Source organism: Pseudomonas sp. PDM25 (assembly GCF_019219045.1).
Lineage (GTDB): Bacteria > Pseudomonadota > Gammaproteobacteria > Pseudomonadales > Pseudomonadaceae > Aquipseudomonas.
Genome location: NZ_JAHUWL010000009.1, coordinates 244,557 through 262,895 on the forward strand (window position 1 = coordinate 244,557; position 18,339 = coordinate 262,895).

The 18,339-nt window shown below is 61.1% G+C and carries 16 protein-coding genes; 6 read left to right on the forward strand and 10 right to left on the reverse strand.

Features of this window, described 5'->3' with window-relative positions; translation table 11 throughout:
* Window positions 1-21 precede the first annotated feature (21 nt).
* The 6 genes from KW848_RS19170 to KW848_RS19195 form a co-directional block, all read right to left on the reverse strand.
* Complete coding sequence (locus KW848_RS19170; protein WP_218537728.1) at window positions 22-1,983, reverse strand: acetyl/propionyl/methylcrotonyl-CoA carboxylase subunit alpha; 1,962 nt, start codon at window positions 1,981-1,983, stop codon at window positions 22-24.
* A gap of 123 nt (window positions 1,984-2,106) precedes the next feature.
* Window positions 2,107-2,904: an enoyl-CoA hydratase/isomerase family protein gene (locus tag KW848_RS19175; RefSeq protein ID WP_218537729.1), complete on the reverse strand. Its 798-nt coding sequence runs from the start codon at window positions 2,902-2,904 to the stop codon at window positions 2,107-2,109.
* A complete protein-coding gene (gene atuD, locus KW848_RS19180) occupies window positions 2,901-4,058 on the reverse strand; it encodes a citronellyl-CoA dehydrogenase (protein ID WP_218537730.1) in 1,158 nt (385 codons plus the stop codon). Before atuD ends, KW848_RS19175 begins: the two co-directional genes overlap by 4 nt.
* Window positions 4,059-4,184: 126 nt before the next feature.
* Window positions 4,185-5,801: a geranyl-CoA carboxylase subunit beta gene (atuC, locus tag KW848_RS19185; protein ID WP_102614787.1), complete on the reverse strand. Its 1,617-nt coding sequence runs from the start codon at window positions 5,799-5,801 to the stop codon at window positions 4,185-4,187.
* A 3-nt stretch (window positions 5,802-5,804) separates the two neighbouring features.
* Window positions 5,805-6,674: an SDR family oxidoreductase gene (locus KW848_RS19190; RefSeq protein WP_218537731.1), complete on the reverse strand. Its 870-nt coding sequence runs from the start codon at window positions 6,672-6,674 to the stop codon at window positions 5,805-5,807.
* Between the two features lie 12 nt (window positions 6,675-6,686).
* Window positions 6,687-8,477, reverse strand: coding sequence for an acyclic terpene utilization AtuA family protein (locus tag KW848_RS19195; protein WP_218537732.1), 1,791 nt, complete (start codon window positions 8,475-8,477; stop codon window positions 6,687-6,689).
* Window positions 8,478-8,667: 190 nt separating this feature from the next.
* Here KW848_RS19195 and KW848_RS19200 point away from each other — a divergent pair, with 190 nt between their 5' ends.
* Together KW848_RS19200 and KW848_RS19205 are read left to right on the forward strand one after the other, a co-directional pair.
* Window positions 8,668-9,294, forward strand: a complete 627-nt coding sequence (locus tag KW848_RS19200; RefSeq protein ID WP_008145910.1) for a TetR/AcrR family transcriptional regulator — start codon at window positions 8,668-8,670, stop codon at window positions 9,292-9,294.
* Window positions 9,295-9,385: 91 nt separating this feature from the next.
* Window positions 9,386-10,180 (forward strand): ABC transporter substrate-binding protein, encoded by a 795-nt coding sequence (locus tag KW848_RS19205; RefSeq protein ID WP_111452343.1) that lies wholly within the window; start codon window positions 9,386-9,388, stop codon window positions 10,178-10,180.
* Between the two features lie 41 nt (window positions 10,181-10,221).
* Here KW848_RS19205 and KW848_RS19210 read toward each other — a convergent pair whose 3' ends face one another.
* Complete coding sequence (locus KW848_RS19210) at window positions 10,222-10,770, reverse strand: RNA polymerase factor sigma-70 (RefSeq protein ID WP_218537733.1); 549 nt, start codon at window positions 10,768-10,770, stop codon at window positions 10,222-10,224.
* 269 nt (window positions 10,771-11,039) lie between these two features.
* Between KW848_RS19210 and KW848_RS19215 the strand changes: the two genes are divergently transcribed.
* Entirely contained in the window at window positions 11,040-11,852 is an 813-nt protein-coding gene (locus KW848_RS19215) for an alpha/beta fold hydrolase (RefSeq protein ID WP_218537734.1), read from the forward strand.
* Window positions 11,853-11,970: 118 nt separating this feature from the next.
* Here the strand turns inward: KW848_RS19215 and dsbG are convergent, their stop codons facing one another.
* From dsbG to dsbD, 3 genes are read right to left on the reverse strand one after another with little or no spacing between them, the layout of a single operon-like run.
* A complete protein-coding gene (gene dsbG / locus KW848_RS19220) occupies window positions 11,971-12,741 on the reverse strand; it encodes a thiol:disulfide interchange protein DsbG (protein WP_218537735.1) in 771 nt (256 codons plus the stop codon).
* On the reverse strand, window positions 12,717-13,583 hold the full coding sequence (locus KW848_RS19225; protein ID WP_218537736.1) for a TlpA disulfide reductase family protein: 867 nt from the start codon (window positions 13,581-13,583) through the stop codon (window positions 12,717-12,719). Before KW848_RS19225 ends, dsbG begins: the two co-directional genes overlap by 25 nt.
* Entirely contained in the window at window positions 13,583-15,319 is a 1,737-nt protein-coding gene (gene dsbD / locus KW848_RS19230) for a protein-disulfide reductase DsbD (RefSeq protein ID WP_218537737.1), read from the reverse strand. The genes KW848_RS19225 and dsbD overlap by 1 nt, the downstream gene beginning before the upstream one ends.
* A 154-nt stretch (window positions 15,320-15,473) precedes the next feature.
* Between dsbD and KW848_RS19235 the strand changes: the two genes are divergently transcribed.
* The 3 genes from KW848_RS19235 to KW848_RS19245 all read left to right on the forward strand — a co-directional run bounded on the left by KW848_RS19235 (window position 15,474) and on the right by KW848_RS19245 (window position 18,175).
* Window positions 15,474-16,157: a response regulator gene (locus KW848_RS19235; protein WP_074878741.1), complete on the forward strand. Its 684-nt coding sequence runs from the start codon at window positions 15,474-15,476 to the stop codon at window positions 16,155-16,157.
* Window positions 16,154-17,479, forward strand: coding sequence for an ATP-binding protein (locus KW848_RS19240; RefSeq protein WP_218537738.1), 1,326 nt, complete (start codon window positions 16,154-16,156; stop codon window positions 17,477-17,479). The genes KW848_RS19235 and KW848_RS19240 overlap by 4 nt, the downstream gene beginning before the upstream one ends.
* Before the next feature lie 210 nt (window positions 17,480-17,689).
* Window positions 17,690-18,175 (forward strand): GNAT family N-acetyltransferase, encoded by a 486-nt coding sequence (locus tag KW848_RS19245; protein ID WP_218537739.1) that lies wholly within the window; start codon window positions 17,690-17,692, stop codon window positions 18,173-18,175.
* Window positions 18,176-18,339 lie beyond the last annotated feature (164 nt).

Consider the following 18,339-nt stretch of genomic DNA (forward strand, 5'->3'; position numbering starts at 1 on the left):
CCGGCGGATCCGCCTAGCGGCTTATTCGACCTCCAACAAAATCTGACGATTTTTCACCTGGTCACCGACCCTGACCTGCAAGCGTTTGAGCACGCCGTCGATGCCCGACTTGAGCGGATGCTCCATTTTCATGGCCTCCAGCACTACCAATAACTGGCCTTTACTGACCGGGCTGCCCTCAGCCACCAGCACGTCGACGATCGCCCCATCCATCGGGGCCTTGAGGGTGCCGGAGCTGACGCTGGCCTGGCTGCTGACCAAGGCCTGCGTCCGGTCCACCAGTCGCACACTGCCGGGGCGGGTGAACAGCCAGAGTTGCCCGGCCTCAAGACGGTAAGCATGACGTCGCCGGATACCGTTGATGTCCAGGCTGGCCCAGCGTCCGTCGCACTGGATGATCTTCAATTCAAAAGGCGTTGTGGCGACTTGAATCCGATACGGTTCACCTGGCATAGCGTTCAATTCCACCGGCCAATCCTGATCCTCAAGGCCGATTCGATAGAGCAACGGCACGCTGGCATTGTTGCGCCAACCGGCCAGTGGCGCGTGATGAACCTGCGCCGAGGCCTGATAGAACAATGCAGCAGCGATGGCCAGTTCTTCGGCGCTCGGCACATGCGCATGCAGGCAAGGATGCTCGGCAAAGTGAGTCTGGATGAACCCGGTACTGAATTCGCCACTGATGAACTGCGGGTGTTCGAGCAGGTCGGCAAGCAAGCGCTGATTGCTCTGCACGCCGAGCAGCACGCTGTCCTGCACCGCCCGCAGTAATTTGCGCCGGGCTTCTTCGCGGGTGGCGCCGTGGGCGATGATCTTGCTCAGCATCGGGTCATAAAACGGGCTGACTGTCTGGCCTTCGATCAAGCCATGATCGATCCGCACGCCGCTCTGCAACGCCGGCTCCCAGGCGGTGATGCGACCGGTTTGCGGCAGAAAACCGTGTGCCGGATCTTCGGCGTACAAACGGACTTCCATGGCATGGCCACTAAGCTGGACCTGCTCCTGTCGCAAGGGCAGCGGCAGTCCTTCGGCGACGTGCAACTGCCAGGCCACCAGATCGAGGCCGGTGATCAATTCGGTCACCGGGTGCTCCACCTGGAGTCGGGTGTTCATCTCCAGAAAGTAAAACTGTCCGCGCGCATCCAGCAGGAACTCGACGGTGCCAGCGCCGACGTAATTCACTGCGCGACCTGCCTTGAGCGCCGCTTCGCCCATGGCCTGACGCAACTCGGCGGTCATCACCGGGCAGGGCGCTTCTTCGATGACTTTTTGATGGCGACGCTGGATCGAGCAGTCGCGCTCGCCAAGGTAGATCAGGTTACCGTGCTGGTCGCCGAACAGTTGAACTTCGACGTGACGCGGGTCGATCAGCGCTTGCTCAAGAATCAGTTCCTCACTGCCAAACCCATGCAGCGCTTCGGAGCGGGCGGTGCGCAGTTGTTCGAGCAAATCATTGGCCTTGTGCACCAGGCGCATGCCACGTCCGCCACCGCCGGCACTGGCCTTGATCATCAGCGGATAGCCGATGCGTGCGGCTTCGCGGCTCAGGGTGGCGTCGTCCTGTTCTTCGCCCTGATAACCCTTGATGCACGGCACACCGGCATCGAGCATGGCGAGTTTCGACAGGCGTTTGCTGCCCATCAGTTCGATGGCGTCGGGACTGGGGCCGATGAAGGTGATGCCGGCATCCTGGCAGGCGCGGGCGAACCCGGCGTTTTCCGAGAGGAAGCCGTAGCCTGGATGGATGGCGTCAGCGCCCGTGCGCCGGGCGGCGTCGAGAATGGCCGGGATATTCAGATAGGACTGCTGCACCGGGGCCGGGCCGATGTTCACGGCTTCGTCGGCCAGTTGCACGTGCAGGGCATCGGCGTCGGCATCGCTGAACACCGCGACCGTGCGATAGCCCAGGGCCTGGGCGGTGCGCTGGATGCGGCAGGCGATTTCACCGCGGTTGGCGATCAGGATTTTTCTGAGTCCGGGCATGGGGTATTCCATTGGGGTTTGCGGTGGATGTGATGGCCTCTTCGCGAGCAAGCCCGCTCCCACATTTGAAATGCATTTCCCTGTGGGAGCGGGCTTGCTCCGGGCGGCGTTCCGACGATGCTCTTAAGGCGCCCAGCCCGGCTTACGCTTTTGCACGAAGGCCATGGTCCCCTCAATACCTTCAGCCCCGGTCACCGCCTCGCTGAACCAGTCGGCCGCTTCATCCAGCAACGCATTCGATGGCTGTCCGGCACTCGCGAGCAACAGCTTTTTGGTCGTCGCATTGGCCTCCGGCGCACAGCACAACACATGGGCCAGAATTTCATCGAGACGCTCGGCCAACGCTTGCGCGTCATGCTCGACAAAATGCACCAAGCCCATGCGCCGTGCGTGTGTGCCATCGAAACGTGCCGCGGTCAGCGCCAGTCGGCGAGTCTGGGTCAGGCCGATGCGCTGTACTACGAACGGCGCGATTTGCGCGGGTAGCAGACCGAGGCTGGTTTCCGGCAGACCAAATTGCGCCTGGTGATCGGCCAAGGCGACGTCGCTGACGCAGACCAGACCCAAACCACCGCCGAGCACCGCGCCTTGCAGCACCGTGATCACCACTTGCGGCGCGTGTTGCACCTCTTGCAGCAGCGCACCGAACGCGCGATTCAAATCGCGATAGGCACTCGGGCCTTGAGCGCGTGCGTTGGCCATGTCCTTGATGTCGCCACCGGCGCAAAAATGCCCGCCCGCGCCACCGATCACCAAGGCCCGAATCTCACGGTCATCGCGCACGGCCAACAGCACGGCACGCAGTTCCGCGACCATCAACAGGCTCATGGCATTGCGGCTTTCGGGGCGGTTGAGGGTGATGTGCAGGACGCCGTTATGCGACTCCAGCAACAAGGTTTGGCAAACCGGCAGGGCGCTCATTTGTTTTTCCCCGGCAGGATGCCCATGAGTTTGCAGATGATCCCCAGCATGATTTCGTCGGCACCGCCGCCGATCGACACCAGCCGCACGTCACGGTAAGCGCGGGCCACCGGGTTATCCCACATGAAGCCCATGCCGCCCCAATATTGCAGGCAGCTGTCGCTGACTTCCCGGCCCAGACGCCCGGCCTTGAGTTTGGCCATCGACGCCAGACGGGTAACGTCCTGGCCTTTGATGTACTGCTCGGTGGCCTGATAGACCAATGCCCGCAGGCATTCGATTTCGGTTTGCAGTTCGGCCAGGCGGAAATGGATGACCTGATTGTCGATCAGCGCACTGCCGAAGGTTTTACGTTCCTTGCAGTACTCGATGGTGCTGTCGACGCAGTACTCCAGGCCCTTGATCATGTTTGCCGCGCCGAACAGCCGTTCCTCCTGGAACTGCAGCATCTGCATCATGAACCCCGCGCCTTCATGGCCGATGCGGTTGCGTTGCGGCACGCGCACGTTGTCGAAAAACACCTGAGCGGTTTCCGAACTGCGCATGCCGAGCTTGTCCAGGTGCGAACTGAGGCTGATGCCGGGGGTGTTCATCGGCACCATGATCAGCGACTTGTTGATGTGCGGTTTGTCGTCTGAGGTGTTGGCCAGCAGGCAGATGAAGTCCGCGCTCGGCGAGTTGGTAATCCACATCTTGCTGCCGTTGATCACGTAGTCGTCGCCGTCTTTACGGGCGGTGGTTTTCAAACCGGCCACGTCGGAACCGGCGCCGACTTCGGAAACACCGATGCAGCCGACCTGCTCGCCAGTGATCGCCGGCCGCAGGAACTCTTCACGCAGTTCATCGGAGCCGAAGCGGGCGAGGGCCGGGGTGCACATGTCGGTCTGCACGCCGATGGACATCGGAATGCCGCCGCAGTGGATGGTGCCGAACTCTTCAGCCGCGACGATCGAATAGCTGTAATCGAGCCCCATGCCGCCAAACTTTTCCGGTTTTGAAATCCCCAGCAAGCCGAGGTCGCCGGCCTTGCGGAAGAGCTCGTGGATCGGAAAGCGCCCGGCCTTTTCCCACTCCTCGACGTGAGGATTGATCTCGTGATCGACGAATTGGCGGACAGTGCGGCGCAGTGCTTCGTGTTCCTGGCTGAAGATCATTCTTATTGTTCTCCTGAATAACGGATCGTTGCCGTGTCTTCCCGATCGTTCCCACGCTCTGCGTCCGCTCTTGGGACGCGGAGCGTCCCTGGCTGCATTCCCACGCAGAGCGTGGGAACGATCTAATCAAAAGCGGGCTACACCAAAACTGTTGGATTGCAGCGGCCGCACTTCAGCCTCATGACAAATATCCAGCAAGTACCCGAGCAAGGTCCGAGTATCGCGAGGATCGATCAACCCGTCGTCCCACAGGCTGGCGCTGCCGTACAGTGCGGTGGACTGGCTGTCGAGTTTCTGCGCGGTGACCTGTTCCAGCATGTCGAGCATTTTCGGGTCGGGCACCAGACCGTCCTTGGCCTGCTTGGCCTCGGTGACGATCCTCAGCACTTTGCCGGCCTGGGCGCCGCCCATCACCGCCGTGCGGCTGTTGGGCCAGGCGAAAATGAAGCGCGGGTCGAGGCCGCGGCCGCACATCGCGTAGTTGCCGGCGCCGTAGGAACCACCGACGACGATGGTCAGTTTAGGCACCCGGGCGTTGGCCACCGCTTGAATCATTTTCGCGCCGTGTTTGATCACGCCTTGCTGCTCCGACTCGGTGCCGACCATGAACCCGGTGGTGTTGTGGAAGAACAGCAACGGGGTCTTGCTCTGGTCGCAGAGCTGAATGAACTGCGCGGCCTTGCTCGCACCCTTGGGCGTGATCGGCCCATTGTTGCCAATGAACCCGCAGGCGCGGCCTTGAATCTGCAAATGGCCGCAGACGGTTTGCTGATCGAACTCGCCCTTGAATTCGAGAAAGTTCGAGCCGTCGGCTATCCGCGCGATGATTTCGCGCACGTCGTAAGGTTTTTTCGCATCGTCGGGAATCAGCCCGAGCAACTCATCGATGGGGTAGAGCGGTTCTTCCCAGTGACGTTCGGGTAGCCATTGCAGCTGATCGTTCCAGCGCAGCAGGCCGACAATCTCGCGCACCAAGCGCACGCCGTCGGCATCGTTCTCGGCCAGGTATTCAGCGGTGCCGGCGATCTGCGCATGCATCTCGGCGCCCCCTAGTGCTTCATCGGTGGCGACTTCGCCGGTGGCAGCCTTGAGCAGCGGCGGGCCGGCCAGAAACAGCTTGGCCTTGCCACGCACCACCACCACATAATCCGACAACCCTGGCTGATAGGCGCCACCCGCCGTGGCCGAGCCATGGACCACGGTGATTTGCGGCAGGCCCATGGCCGACATCCGCGCCTGATTGGCAAAGCTGCGGGCGCCTTCGACGAAAATCTCCGCCGCGTAATTGAGGTTGGCGCCACCGCTTTCGGCCAGGGTAATGACCGGCAGTTTGTTCTCCATGGCGATCTGTTGCAGGCGCAGGGATTTTTTCAAACCGCTGGGGGAAATGGTCCCGCCCTTGATTGCGCTGTTGTTTGCCACCACCAACACGCGCACGCCGGACACGTAGCCGATCCCGGCGATCAACCCGCCGCCAGCCGAACTGCCGTCCTTGTCGTCATGCAGCTTGTAGCCCGCCAGGCTCGCCAGTTCGAGGAACGGTGCGCCAGGGTCCAGCAGCAGATTGAGGCGTTCGCGGGGCAATAATTGGCCGCGTTTGTCGAACCTGGGTTTGGCTTCGGCCGCCTTGTTCAGCAAGTTCTGTTCGAGCTGGCGGACGTGCTCGATGCCGACCAGCATCGCCGCGCGATTGCGGGCGAACTGTTCACTGAACGGGTCCACTTGCGACTGAATCACCGGCATGAATTATTCCTTGTCCTTGAGCACGTCAGGCAGGTAGGCACGGTGGAAACCGTTATACGAATCGCTGATCTGCGCCTTGTGTATCGGCCAGGCGCGCCCGCCCAGGCTGGCGGCGCCGTCGATGCGCAAGGTGCTGCCGCTGATAAACGCCGCGGCCGGGCTGAGCAGGAAAACGATCGCCGCGCTGACTTCCGATTCGGTGCCGATGCGTTTCAATGGAACGTGCTCGCGCAAGGTCGGGATCACCGCTTTGAACGCGCCTTCGTAGGTGTCCATGCCACTGGACGCGATCCAGCCCGGCGCCACGGCGTTGACCCGCACCCCGGCATAACCCCATTCAAACGCGGCGGTCTTGGTGAGGTTGTCCATGCCTGAACGCGCCGCGCCCGAGTGGCCCATGCCGGGCATGCCGCCCCACATGTCGGCGAGCATGTTGACGATGGCGCCGCCATGTTTGCTCATGGACTGGTTGAACACTTCCCGGGCCATCAGGAAGCCGCCCATCAGGTTGGTGCGCAACACCGTATCGAAGCCTTTTTGATTGATCGACGCCAACGGCGACGGGTACTGCCCGCCGGCATTGTTGACCAGGCCGTGAATCGGTCCGTGCTTGCGGATCAACTCGCTGATCACATGCTTGACTGTTTCTTCCTCACGAATATCGCAGACCATCCAGTCAGCCTTGCCGCCATCTTCGGTAATCTCGGCCGTGACGTTTTTCAGCTTGTCAGCCTTGCGCCCGAGCAGCAGCACATGGGCGCCGAGGGCCGCCAGTTCGTGAGCGGTGCAACGGCCGATGCCGCTGCCGCCACCGGTGACGATGATGTTTTGGCCTGCAAACAAACCGGCTTTGAAAATCGAATCGTAAGCCATGGCGACAGTCCTCTAGTTGACCTGGTCGGCGATGCGCTGAGGCACCGGGATCTGGATTTCCAGCAGTTGCTGGGCGAAGGCTTTGCCTTGCGGATCGATCCGCAGGCTGGCCACGCCACCGCCTCCCAGGGCGTTTTCCAGCAGAAAATTAAGGCTGTGGGTGCCCGGCAGGTACCAGCGTTCGACACGTCCGTGGATCGGGTCGAGGACATGACTCATCCAGTCGACGATCACTGCCGGCGTCAAGGCTTCGGCAATCCACGGCAGGTACTCCGGCTCGCGGGCCATGACGCCGATGTTGCTGTGGTTACCCTTGTCACCGGAGCGCGCCACGGCGAGTTTGACCAGGGCCACGCTGGCATCGGCCCGGCCAGAGGGTTTCGGTGGGGCGCACGCCACGGGCAGGTCGGCGGTGTCGAGCACATCAACGGCGGGCAAGGCGCAGGGGTGGCGCTGGCCCTTGATATCAATGTCCAGCGTGCAGGCGGTTTTGTCGATAAGGAACGAGAACAGCCGGATCAGCGGATACACCGTCGGCCGTCCACCGACAATCCCGGTCAGCCCTGGCGCCATGCCGGTGGCGGCCTGGGCGATCTCCCGGGAGAACACAATCAACGCCTGTTTCCCCGGATGGCGCACCGCGAGTTTGATCACCACTTCACGGCTGTCCTGACGCTGACCGTGGGGGCCGTAAGTGGCCTCGCTGCCGAGCAGTTCGATGTTCACTTCGCTGTAGGGTGGCCAACCGCGCTGACTGAAGATTTCCGAGGTCTTGTTGATGATGGCTTCGCTGACTCGACGCGCCTTGTCGACCGCATCGATCCCGGCGATCAGGCAACTGGCGGTGCAGCGGAAACCGTCCGGGTACGTCGCGCTGACCTTGTACTGATCGGTCGGTGGCAAGCCTTTTGCGCCGTGCACCTGGACCGCGTTTTTGCCTTGTTGCACGAGTTTGACTTCAGTGAAATCGCAGACCACGTCCGGCAGCAGATACGCCTGCGGGTTACCGATTTCATACAGCATCTGCTCGCCGACCGTCAGGGGTGTGACCAGTCCGCCGGAGCCTTCGGGTTTGCTGACGATGAACTGGCTGTCGGCGTTGACTTCGACGATGGGGAAGCCGATGTGTTCGTAGTCGGGCACCTCGCGCCAATCGGTAAAGTTGCCGCCGGTGCACTGGGCGCCGCATTCGATCAGGTGCCCGGCCAATGCGGCCTGGGCGAGTTTGTCGTAGTCGTGCCAGGACCAGCCGAATTCATGCACCAGCGCGGCGCTGACCACGGCGCTGTCGACCACGCGTCCGGTGATGACGATGTCGGCGCCCTGCCGCAGGGCTTCGACGATGCCCGGTGCGCCGAGGTAGGCGTTGGTCGAGACACACATCGGCGGCAGAGGGGCGCCGCTGAACATTTCATGGATACCGCGGCGGCTCAGCTGTTTGAGTTGCGGCTGCAAGTCATCGCCCAGCAGCACGGCGATTTTCAGCGCCACTCCGGCCTTGTCGCAGGCCGCTTGGAGGGCGGCGGCGCAGGCTTGCGGATTGACCCCGCCGGCGTTGCTGATGACGCGGATTTTCTGTTCGGCCAGTTGAGCCAACAGCGGGCTGAGGACTTCGATGAAGTCGCTGGCGTAACCGGCCAGAGGGTCTTTCATCCGCGCACCGGCCATGATCGACATCGTAACCTCGGCCAGATAATCGAAGACCAGATAATCCAGACGCCCACCTTCTACCAATTGCGCGGCGGCGGTCGAGGTGTCGCCCCAAAAGGCGCTGGCGCAACCGATGCGGATTGTTTTGGGCACAGTCAACTCCATACTCACCTGCGATAGAAGTGCATCGAGACTACCAAGCAAGCGCTTGGTTTGTAAACGGCATAAATATCTTCTGCCCGAGCGCTTGCTTGGTCGCGCCGGCCAGCTTAAATTGCCCGCGCAACCCCGCAGGTTTAGCGGCGAGCGGCGTACTTGATTGATCGACTGTAGGAGAGAACGGGTGGACGAGCAAAAAGCCCTGAGGGTGATGCGCGAATTGGTCGACAGCGGCCAATTGACCGACCCGGACAGCGCCCGCGGCAAACTGCTGCAAGTGGCGGCTCACCTGTTCCGCAACAAAGGTTACGAACGCACCACCGTGCGCGATCTGGCCGGCGCCGTGGGGATTCAGTCCGGCAGTATTTTTCATCACTTCAAGAGCAAGGACGAGATCCTGCGGGCGGTGATGGAAGAAACCATTCGCTATAACACTGCGTTGATGCGTGCAGCCCTGGCCGAAGCCGGCAGTGTGCGCGAGCGGGTACTGGCGCTGATTCGTTGTGAATTGCAGTCGATCATGGGCGGCAGCGGCGAGGCCATGGCGGTGTTGGTGTATGAATGGCGTTCGCTGTCCGCAGACGGGCAGGCGCAGGTGTTGGCGCTGCGCGACATTTATGAAGAACTCTGGCTTCAGGTGCTGGGTGAGGCCAAAGAGGCCGGTTTTATCCGCGGGGATGTGTTCATCACCCGCCGTTTTCTGACCGGTGCATTGTCCTGGACCACCACCTGGTTTCGCGCAGGCGGCAGCATGAGCCTCGATCAATTGGCCGATGAGGCGTTGATTCTGGTGCTGGAAGAGAAGCAATAGTTTGTTCAGGTCAAAGGAAACTGGCTAAGTCGCGGAAACCGCCTAGCTTGAATGCATTGAAGCGTATTTTTTTGGGGAGTGGATTGTTTTGATGTCTTCGCCAATTCGGACGGCTTCGCGGCTTTTGCTAGCGACGCTTGCGGTGTGCTTCGTGTTGCCGTCTCAGGCTGCACAACAGGTGCGGGTCGGTGCCGCGCATTTTCCACCCTATACCGTGCGCCCGGAGTCCGGTGCCGACACCGGTCTGTTGCCGCAACTGGTGGAAGCGCTGAATCAGTTGCAAACCGATTATCAGTTTGTATTGGTGCCCACCTCCATTCCTCGACGTTTCAACGACTTCAAGGAAGGCCGGGTCGATATGGCGATTTTCGAGAACCCGGACTGGGGCTGGAAGGATATTCCGCATACCGACGTCGACATGGGCCTGGAAGATGCAGAAATCTTTGTCGCGCAGAAGAAACCCGATCGCGACGAGAATTACTTCAAGGACCTGGCGGGCAAGCGCTTGGCGCTGTACAGCGGCTATCACTACGAGTTTGCCAATTTCAATGCCGATCCCAAGTATCTGGCCGACTCCTACAACGCCACGCTGACCTATTCCCACGACAGCAACTTGCTGATGGTGCTGCGTGGACGAGCGGATATTGCCTTGGTGACTCGCTCCTATCTGAGCGATTATCTGCTGCGTAACGAGAAAGTCGGCGAGCAGTTGCTGGTGTCGCAACGCATCGATCAGGTCTATCACCACTACGCCATCCTCCGCCCGATGGCACCGATCAGCGGCGAGACGTTTGCCAAATTGCTGCAGGGGTTGAGGGATAACGGCCAAATGCTGAAGATTTTCGATCCCTACAAAATTGCCCTGGTACCGGTGGGTAAGCCCTGATTCGAGGGTGAGGAAAATCACCGCGACGCAAATTTCAGATATTAACGACGAGCAAAAGCATCCACACGACTCCCCGACACCTTGCGGCAATGAACCAGCGCATCGCGAATCATGAAGTTCACCAGGGTCGGCGAGACGCCAAGCTCCTTGGCGATGTCCTTTTGCGGCACGCCGTGCAGGCGATACATCTCGAAAGCGTAGCGGGTGCGGCTGGGCAGCTCGGTCAGCGCGTCGGCGATGTGTTGCAGCGTCGAGAAGTTGATGTGCGAGGTTTCCGGCGAAGCACCTTGAATCACCACGTTCAGGCCTTCCTCTTCAGGGCCCGAGTGCTTCTGCTCCAGCGCCTGTTTGCGGTAGTGATCGATCGCCAGATTGCGCACGATCTGAAACAGGTAGCTGAGCTGAGCCTTGAACGAGGACGTGATCTGCGGCGCTGATTGCAGCCGGAAGAACGCATCCTGCACCACGTCTTCTGCACGCGACCGGCAGCCGGTAATGCGGGCTGCGATCGTGACCAGAATCAGTCGATTGTCGACGAATGCCTGAAGTAGCGGTGAATCGCACGTGCTTGTGGACACTTGTTCCGTCATTGGAAATCACCTTGCTGCAAATAGGTTGGCAGGACGGCAAGCGGGGGCTGGGCCGTCCAACACATCGAGCGACAAATTATTCTTAATGATAATTATTGTCAAATGAGAAGTTGAACTAATACGACGCTGTTCGTGGCCGGCAGCCCTCGCGGTCAGAGCATTGGCCACCTGCGCGTGGGCGATCAAGCCCTGGCACAAACGCCACAAGGTTGACTGTAGAGCCACCGCAGCCCAGTCTGCCTGCTCCATTTTTGGTGAGGAGACAGCTGATGCCCTTCGCAACAATAGACGGACAACCCCTTCACTACATTGATCAAGGCACCGGCCCTGCCGTTCTGCTGGCCGGCAGTTATCTGTGGGACCAGGCCATGTGGGCGCCGCAGATCGCCGCTCTGTCGCAGCATTACCGGGTAATTGCTCTGGACCTCTGGGGCCACGGTGAATCCGGGCCGCTACCCCAAGGTACGCACTCGCTGGATGACATTGCGCGCCAGGCACTGGCGTTGCTCGATCACCTGGACATCGACCGTGTCACGCTGGTCGGTCTTTCAGTCGGTGGCATGTGGGGCGTGCGTCTGGCGCTGTCGGCGCCGCAGCGCATCAACGGTCTGGTGCTGATGGACACCTACGTCGGCGTCGAGCCGGAACCGACTCGCCAATACTATTTCTCGCTGTTCAAACAGATCGAAGACGCCGGCGTGATCGCGCCACAGTTACTCGATATCGTCGTGCCGATCTTCTTCCGTCCGGGCATCGATCCGCAGTCGGCGCTGTATCAGGACTTCCGCGCCAAACTGGCCGCGCTGTCGCCAGAGCGTCTGCGTGAGAGCATCGTGCCGATGGGGCGAATTACGTTTGGGCGCGATGATCTGTTGCCGCGACTGGGCGAGTTGAATCCTGACACCACGCTGCTGATGTGCGGTGATCAGGACAAACCGCGACCGCCATCGGAGACAAGGGAGATGGCCGGGTTGATCGGTTGCCCATTTTTGCTGGTGCCGGAAGCGGGGCATATCTCCAATCTGGAGAATCCGCAGTTTGTCACCGAGACGCTGCTTGAGTTTCTAGCGCAGAGAAATTAGTTGGTCACATAGACGCAATCGCGAGCAGGCTCGCTCCCACATTGGAATGCATTCCCCTGTGGGAGCGGGCTTGCTCGCGAAGACGTCAGTGAATCCACCAACGCCCTATCAGAAAGAGCTACTTAGGCCCGAGAATTTGCACCAGCTTGTCCGGCGACGGCGCGCCTTGCTGTTGTTGCAGCTCGCCCTTGCCGTCCATGTAGAAAATTGCCGGGGTGGCCTGCAGCTCCAGGTCTTCCATCAACTGCATGTTGGCCGCCAGCTTCGCCTGAATCGCCGGGGGCACGTTTTTCAGGGCTTTTAGCGAGCTGTCCTTGCCTGATTTCTCATGGTCTTCCAGCGCTTTCTGCGGATCCTTGGCGGCCAGCAGTGCAGCCGATTTCCCCGGACTGTCTTCGCGAATGATGCCGACCATGATGTGCCGCAACTGCACCTTGCCCGCCTCGACCCATGGCCGCGCCTGTTCCCAGAACATATTGCAATAAGGGCAGTTCGGATCGCTGAACAGGTACACGATCCGCGGGGCATCTTTCTTCCCGTCGCCGATCCAGTTGCTGGCTTCCAGCTTGCCCCAGATTTCCTTGGCCAGCGGCGCGTAAACCAGCTTCTGCAACGGCGCGCTGCTCAGGTCGTTGCCGTCGGCGTCGTACAGATTGCCGAGCAGCACGTGCTTGCCATCCGGGGTCAGGTACAACGCCATGCCCCGGTTCTGGTACTGCGCCGCATAACCGCGCAAGCCGTCGGGTGCGTCGAATTGGCCGACGATTTTCGCTCCCTTGGCTTCGATTTTCTTGATCGCTTCGGGCAATTCTTCGGCGGCCTGCACTGACGGTAAATGCAGCAGGGCGGCGCCCAGGGTCAACGTCAGCAGGTGAAGGAGGCGGGGCATGGCAGTTTCCTTGAAGAGGTGGCCGGTACGGCAGGATTCGGGGTGTCGAAGTTTTCCAGGGCGCGGGCCAGGCTCGCTTCCGACAGCTCGCCCAGATGGCTGCCCAGCAGGCGACCGTCGGGGCTATAGAACAGCGTAGTCGGCAACGCCATGGAGCCGACGGCCTGGCCCAATCGGCCACTGCCGTCGAACAGCACGTTGGACAGGCTCAGGCCCTGGGTTTCCAGAAACGTACTGACGCTTTGCATGCTTTCAGCCTGATTGACGAACAGGAACGTCAGGTCCGGACGGTGTTGCTGGGCGTTTTCCAGTACCGGCATTTCCCGGCGGCACGGCGGACACCAGGTGGCCCAGAGATTGATCACCAACGGGCCGCCCTTGTAGTCCGCCAGTTGCACGGTTTCACCGGCGGCATTGCGCAGGGTGATTTCCGGCAGGCGTGTGCCTTGTTCGTAAAGGGTCAGGGAGAAGGTCGCCAGCAACCAGAACGCCAGGCCGCTGGCCACGCCAAAGCCCAACGGCCGGCGCAAGCCCGGGCGGCGCCAGCCTCGATACAACGCGGCCAGCAGCAGCACGATCACACCGGGCCAGGCGAGGAAACCGCCGTCGCGCAGGTCGATGATCTGCCAGGGGTCATTGCGATAATGGGCCCAGTAAACGGCCACGAAACCGACCCGGGCAGCCAGCAAGCCCAGCAGGAACAGGCTGAACAGCACCGACTCCGGATTCTCGCCGCCGCGCTTGGCCACCCGCCAGCCGACGAAGGTCGCCAGCGCCAGGGCACTGATCAGCAGCAGGTGATTAAGCGCGATGGCAAAAGTGCCGAGGGTAAAGGTCAGCATTAACGGGCGTCTCGGGTAGTGGTCCAGCGTTGCAGAAAGGTGCCGGCATCGACCTCACCGGTGATGCGCTGGCTGCGACGCTCGATGCCGTCGGCGCCGATCCACAGCAGGCTCGGTGGCCCCGGCACTTTATAACGGCCGAGCAGTTCGCGGCTGGCGGCATTGTCGGCGGTGACATCCAGCCGTAGCAAGCGCACATCGCTCAAGGCCTCCAGTACGTGGGCTTTGCCGAACACCTGTTTTTCCATGACCTTGCACGACACGCACCAGTCGGCGTAGTAGTCCAGCAGCACCCATTGGCCTTGAGCCTGTGCCGCATCGAGCTCCCGTTGCAGAGCTGCCGGATCCTTGATCGTGGTGAATGCGTCGTGCCCGACCGGGTTGACGGCGCTGCTGGAATTTGCAGCGCTGTAGACCTGCAATGGCTTCACCAAGTCATCGCTGCCGCCGGCGGCGCCGATCATCAGCAGGCTGCCCCACATACCCAGCAAGAGTGAGCTGGCGCCGAACACATGGGCGACGCGACCGAAACCTTCCGACTGCTTCCAGGCGCTGTACGCGGCAATCAACAGCAACGCACCGCACAGACCAATCCACAGTGATTCGTCCAGCACGGGGCGCAGCATCAGCAACGCGGTGGCGAGGAACAGGAAACCAAATACGCCCTTGAGCAGGTTCATCCACGCGCCGGGTTTGGGCAGGAAGCGATTGCCGACGGTGACCAACAACAGCAGCGGTACACCGATACCGATGCCCATGGTGAACAGAATCAGCCCGCCATGCAGCGCATTGCCGCTTTGCGCGATGTAGAGCAAGGCGCCCGCCAGCGGGGCGGTCATGCACGGACCCACCAGCAAACCGGACAAAGCGCCCAACACACCGGCACCGAACAGGCTGCCGCCGCGTTGATTGCGCGAGACATTTTCCAATCGATCACGCACGGCCACCGGCAGTTGCAACTCGAAGAAGCCGAACATCGGCAACGCCAGCAACACAAATACAGCCGCGAAACTGCCCAGCAACCAAGGGTTTTGCAACAACGCCTGCAAATTTGCCCCGAGCATTGCGGCCAGCACGCCCATCGCCGCATACACCAGCGCCATGCTCACGACGTAGCTGGTGGCCAAGGCGAAACCGCGCTTGGGTGTGGCGCCACTGCCGACGATCAAACCGGCCAGAATCGGCAGCATCGGCAACGAGCAAGGCGTGAAGGCCAGCAACAGTCCCAGACCGAAGAACACCAGCAAACTCCAGCCCAGCGCCCGTTGTTGCAGGCCGCTGGCCAGGGCTTGGTCCGGTGCTTCGTTTGTTGCAGCGATAGCGGATGTGCCGCCCAGATCCACGACCTGAGTGTGCGGCGGATAACACAAACCGGCGTCGGCACAGCCCTGGAAGCCCACTTTGACTTGCCCGGCGGCACCGGCCGGAATCTTCAGTTCCAGACCCTGACGATAGACCTGCTGTTCGCCGAAGAACTCATCGCTGTGCGCTTCGCCTTCAGGTAATGCGGGATGGTGCTCAGCGGGCAAGCCATCGAATTTCAGGCGTTTCTGATACAGGTAATAGCCGTCGGCGATCTGCCAATAGAGCTGGGTTTCGCCCGACTCAAGTCGCTCGGACGTGAAGACGAACGCTTTTTCCACCGGCAAAAATTCAGGTTTGGTCTCGAACGGATTGGTCCCTGCCTGGGCCACACCCGAGATCAAGAGAACAAAAAACAAAAACAGTCGACGCATGGGTAAGCCTTATCCCTGTGCAAGTGAGGTGCACAATGGGAGGCGGCGATTAACCGATGATTAACCACAGTGGCCTTGTGGCAATGGCGCTTGCGGCATAATGTCCGCTTAATCGGCCCCCGGCCTAATCACCTTTTTTTCAACAGGTCTCACCATGCACGTACTGGTTTGCGAAGACGACGAGTTGATCGCCAGCGGCATTGTCGCCGGCCTCACCGCTCAAGGCCTGACGGTAGAGCATGTCGCCACCGCATCGTCTGCCCGGGCGATGCTCAAGGTCGCCGAGTTCGATGTGATGGTGCTCGACCTCGGTCTGCCCGATGAAGACGGTTTGAAGCTGTTGCAGCAATTGCGTCACAGCGGTCTGGAAATCCCGGTGCTGATCCTCACCGCCCGGGATTCAGTCACCGACCGCGTTGACGGCTTGCAAGCCGGTGCCGACGATTACTTGCTCAAGCCTTTCGACCTGCGCGAACTCGCCGCGCGCCTGCACACCCTGCTGCGACGGGTGGCGGGGCGTAGCGTCAACCTGATCGAGCACGGTCGTCTGACCTACGACCCAAGCAGCCGCGAAACCATGCTTGGCGGCCAGCCGGTGGACCTTTCCCGTCGTGAGCAGTCGCTGTTGCAGGCTTTGTTGCATAACCGGGGCCGCGTGCTGTCGACCGAGCAACTGAAAGACAGCGTTTATGGTTTTAACGATGAGCTGGAAAGCAACGCTCTCAATGTGCATATCCATCACCTGCGGCGCAAACTCGGCAATGGCATTGTCGAGACGGTGCGCGGCCTGGGCTATCGCCTGGGGCCGGCCGATGGCGCAGAGGAATTGAAAAAGTGATGAGCCTGCGTTTGCGCCTGAGCCTGACACTCGGCGCCGCTTTTGCCCTGATCTGGGCGTTGGCGGCGGCCTGGATGCTCAGCGACCTGCGCAATCAGATGATGTTTTCCCTCGACCAGCGCCTGGTGGCTTCGGCGCGGATGGTCGCCGGCCTGATGGAGCAATTGCCGCCATTGCCGAGCAAGGGCGAAGGCACCCATTTCAGCGCTGAACAACTGAATATCCCTGGTGGCATGGCCTGTCAGGTCAGTTCGCTACGTGGCGAAATCCTCGCCCGCAGTCACACCGATCCGCAACAAACCCTGGAAGCCGAGAAGATGGGCTTCCACGACCAGATGATCGACGGTGCGCCGTGGCGCAGTTTCACCCTGGCCCGCGGCGACGTGCGCATCACCACCGCCGACCGGCAGATCGAGCGTGAGGCGCTGAACATGTCGATCCTGCTGGCCGCTTCGGTACCGGTGGGCGTGGCCTTGCTCGGCTGCCTGTGCCTGCTCTGGCTGGGGATCGGCCAGGGGCTGGCGCCGCTGAATCGCATGCGTGATGCCTTGATGCGCCGCAGCGCCGATTCTCTCGAACCCTTGCAAATCCAGCCGCTGCCCAGCGAACTGCAACCGTTGCTGGACACCCAGAATCAGCTGTTCCAGCGCATCGGCAAGACCATCGAACGGGAACGCCGTCTGACCGGTGACGCCGCCCATGAATTGCGCAGCCCACTAACAGCGATCAAGACCCACCTGCAAGTGGCGCGCATGACCGATGGCGCGGCCCGGGATCAATCCTTGGCCCGGGCCGAAGAGGGCGCGGATCGCCTGCACCGGACCCTGGAGCAATTGCTGTTGCTGGCGCGGGTCGAGGGCAGTCTGTCGTTCGATGACGGTGTGCAATGCAGCGCCGAGCAGGTGGCGAAACTGGCGATTCAGGACGCCGCCAGCGGTGATCGTCAGCGGATCAAATTTCAGCTGCCGCCGAAAATCTCCCACGCCCCGGTGCAAATGCCCGCGGTGCTGTCGATTGCCGCGCTACGCAACCTGCTGGACAACGCGCTGCGGCATACCCCGGGTGATGGCGCGGTGGAGTTGAGCCTGCAAACCACCGGCAACCGCGTGCAGTTTGTGGTTCGCGACCACGGCCCCGGCGTTGCCGAAGACGATCTGCAACATTTGACCCAACGCTTCTGGCGCAACGGCCAGAGCACCGGCTGCGGTCTGGGCCTGGCGATTGTTCAGGCGATTGTCCAGCGCTGCGGTTGTACGCTGCATTTCGACAGCCGGCCGGACGGATTGCGAGTCGAACTGACCATGCCGTTGCAACCGGTTTGAGCGATCCCTGTAGGAGCTGAGCTTGCTCGCGATGGCGTCCTCACATTCAACGTTGATGTTGACTGTACGGACGCCATCGCGAGCAAGCTCGGCTCCTACAAGGATCGGCGATGCACATCAAATGTAACTTCTCTCCATTAGTCGGGCGGTTCGAACGGCGCTATCGTCCCCGGCAGCAGCTTTGACTCAATGGATTGAGGTAACAGCGCCATGGATGCCCCCCTACACATTTGCAAGGCAACCCCCGCCGACGCCGGCATCATCAGCCGGATCGTCGAGCGATCCATCCGCGTGGGTTGCGCGCTCGACCATCGTAACGATCCGCTCATCGTCGCCACCTGGACCCACAACAAGACCATCGACCACGTGCAGCCCTGGCTGGCCGACGAGCGGTTGTACCTGAACATTGCCCTTTTGCAGGACAAACCGGTCGGCGTCGCGATGGCAGCGATCAGCGGCAAAGTGGCGTTTTGTTACGTGCAACCGGAATGGTTTCGTCGTGGGGCCGGACAAGCGCTGGTGCGCGACCTCGAAGGCTGGTTGACCGATCAGGGTTTGCGCCAGGCACGACTCAACAGCACCCGCACCAGTGAAGCGTTTTACCGTCATCTGGGTTACCAGCCTTGCGCTGAAACCTTCGCCGTAGCCGGGCTCCACGCCATTCCCATGCACAAAGCGCTGACACCACCTTCATAGAAAGCTGATCGAGGGTCTAAATCCTCGGCGTCCTGCTCACTGAGTCACCGCGCAAAAAGAAACCCGCTGAACCAAGAAAGGTCAGCGGGCTTTTTCATATCTGGAATGTGTGTTGTTTGTGAGGCCGCCTTCGCGAGCAAGCCCGCTCCCACAGTGGATCGGTG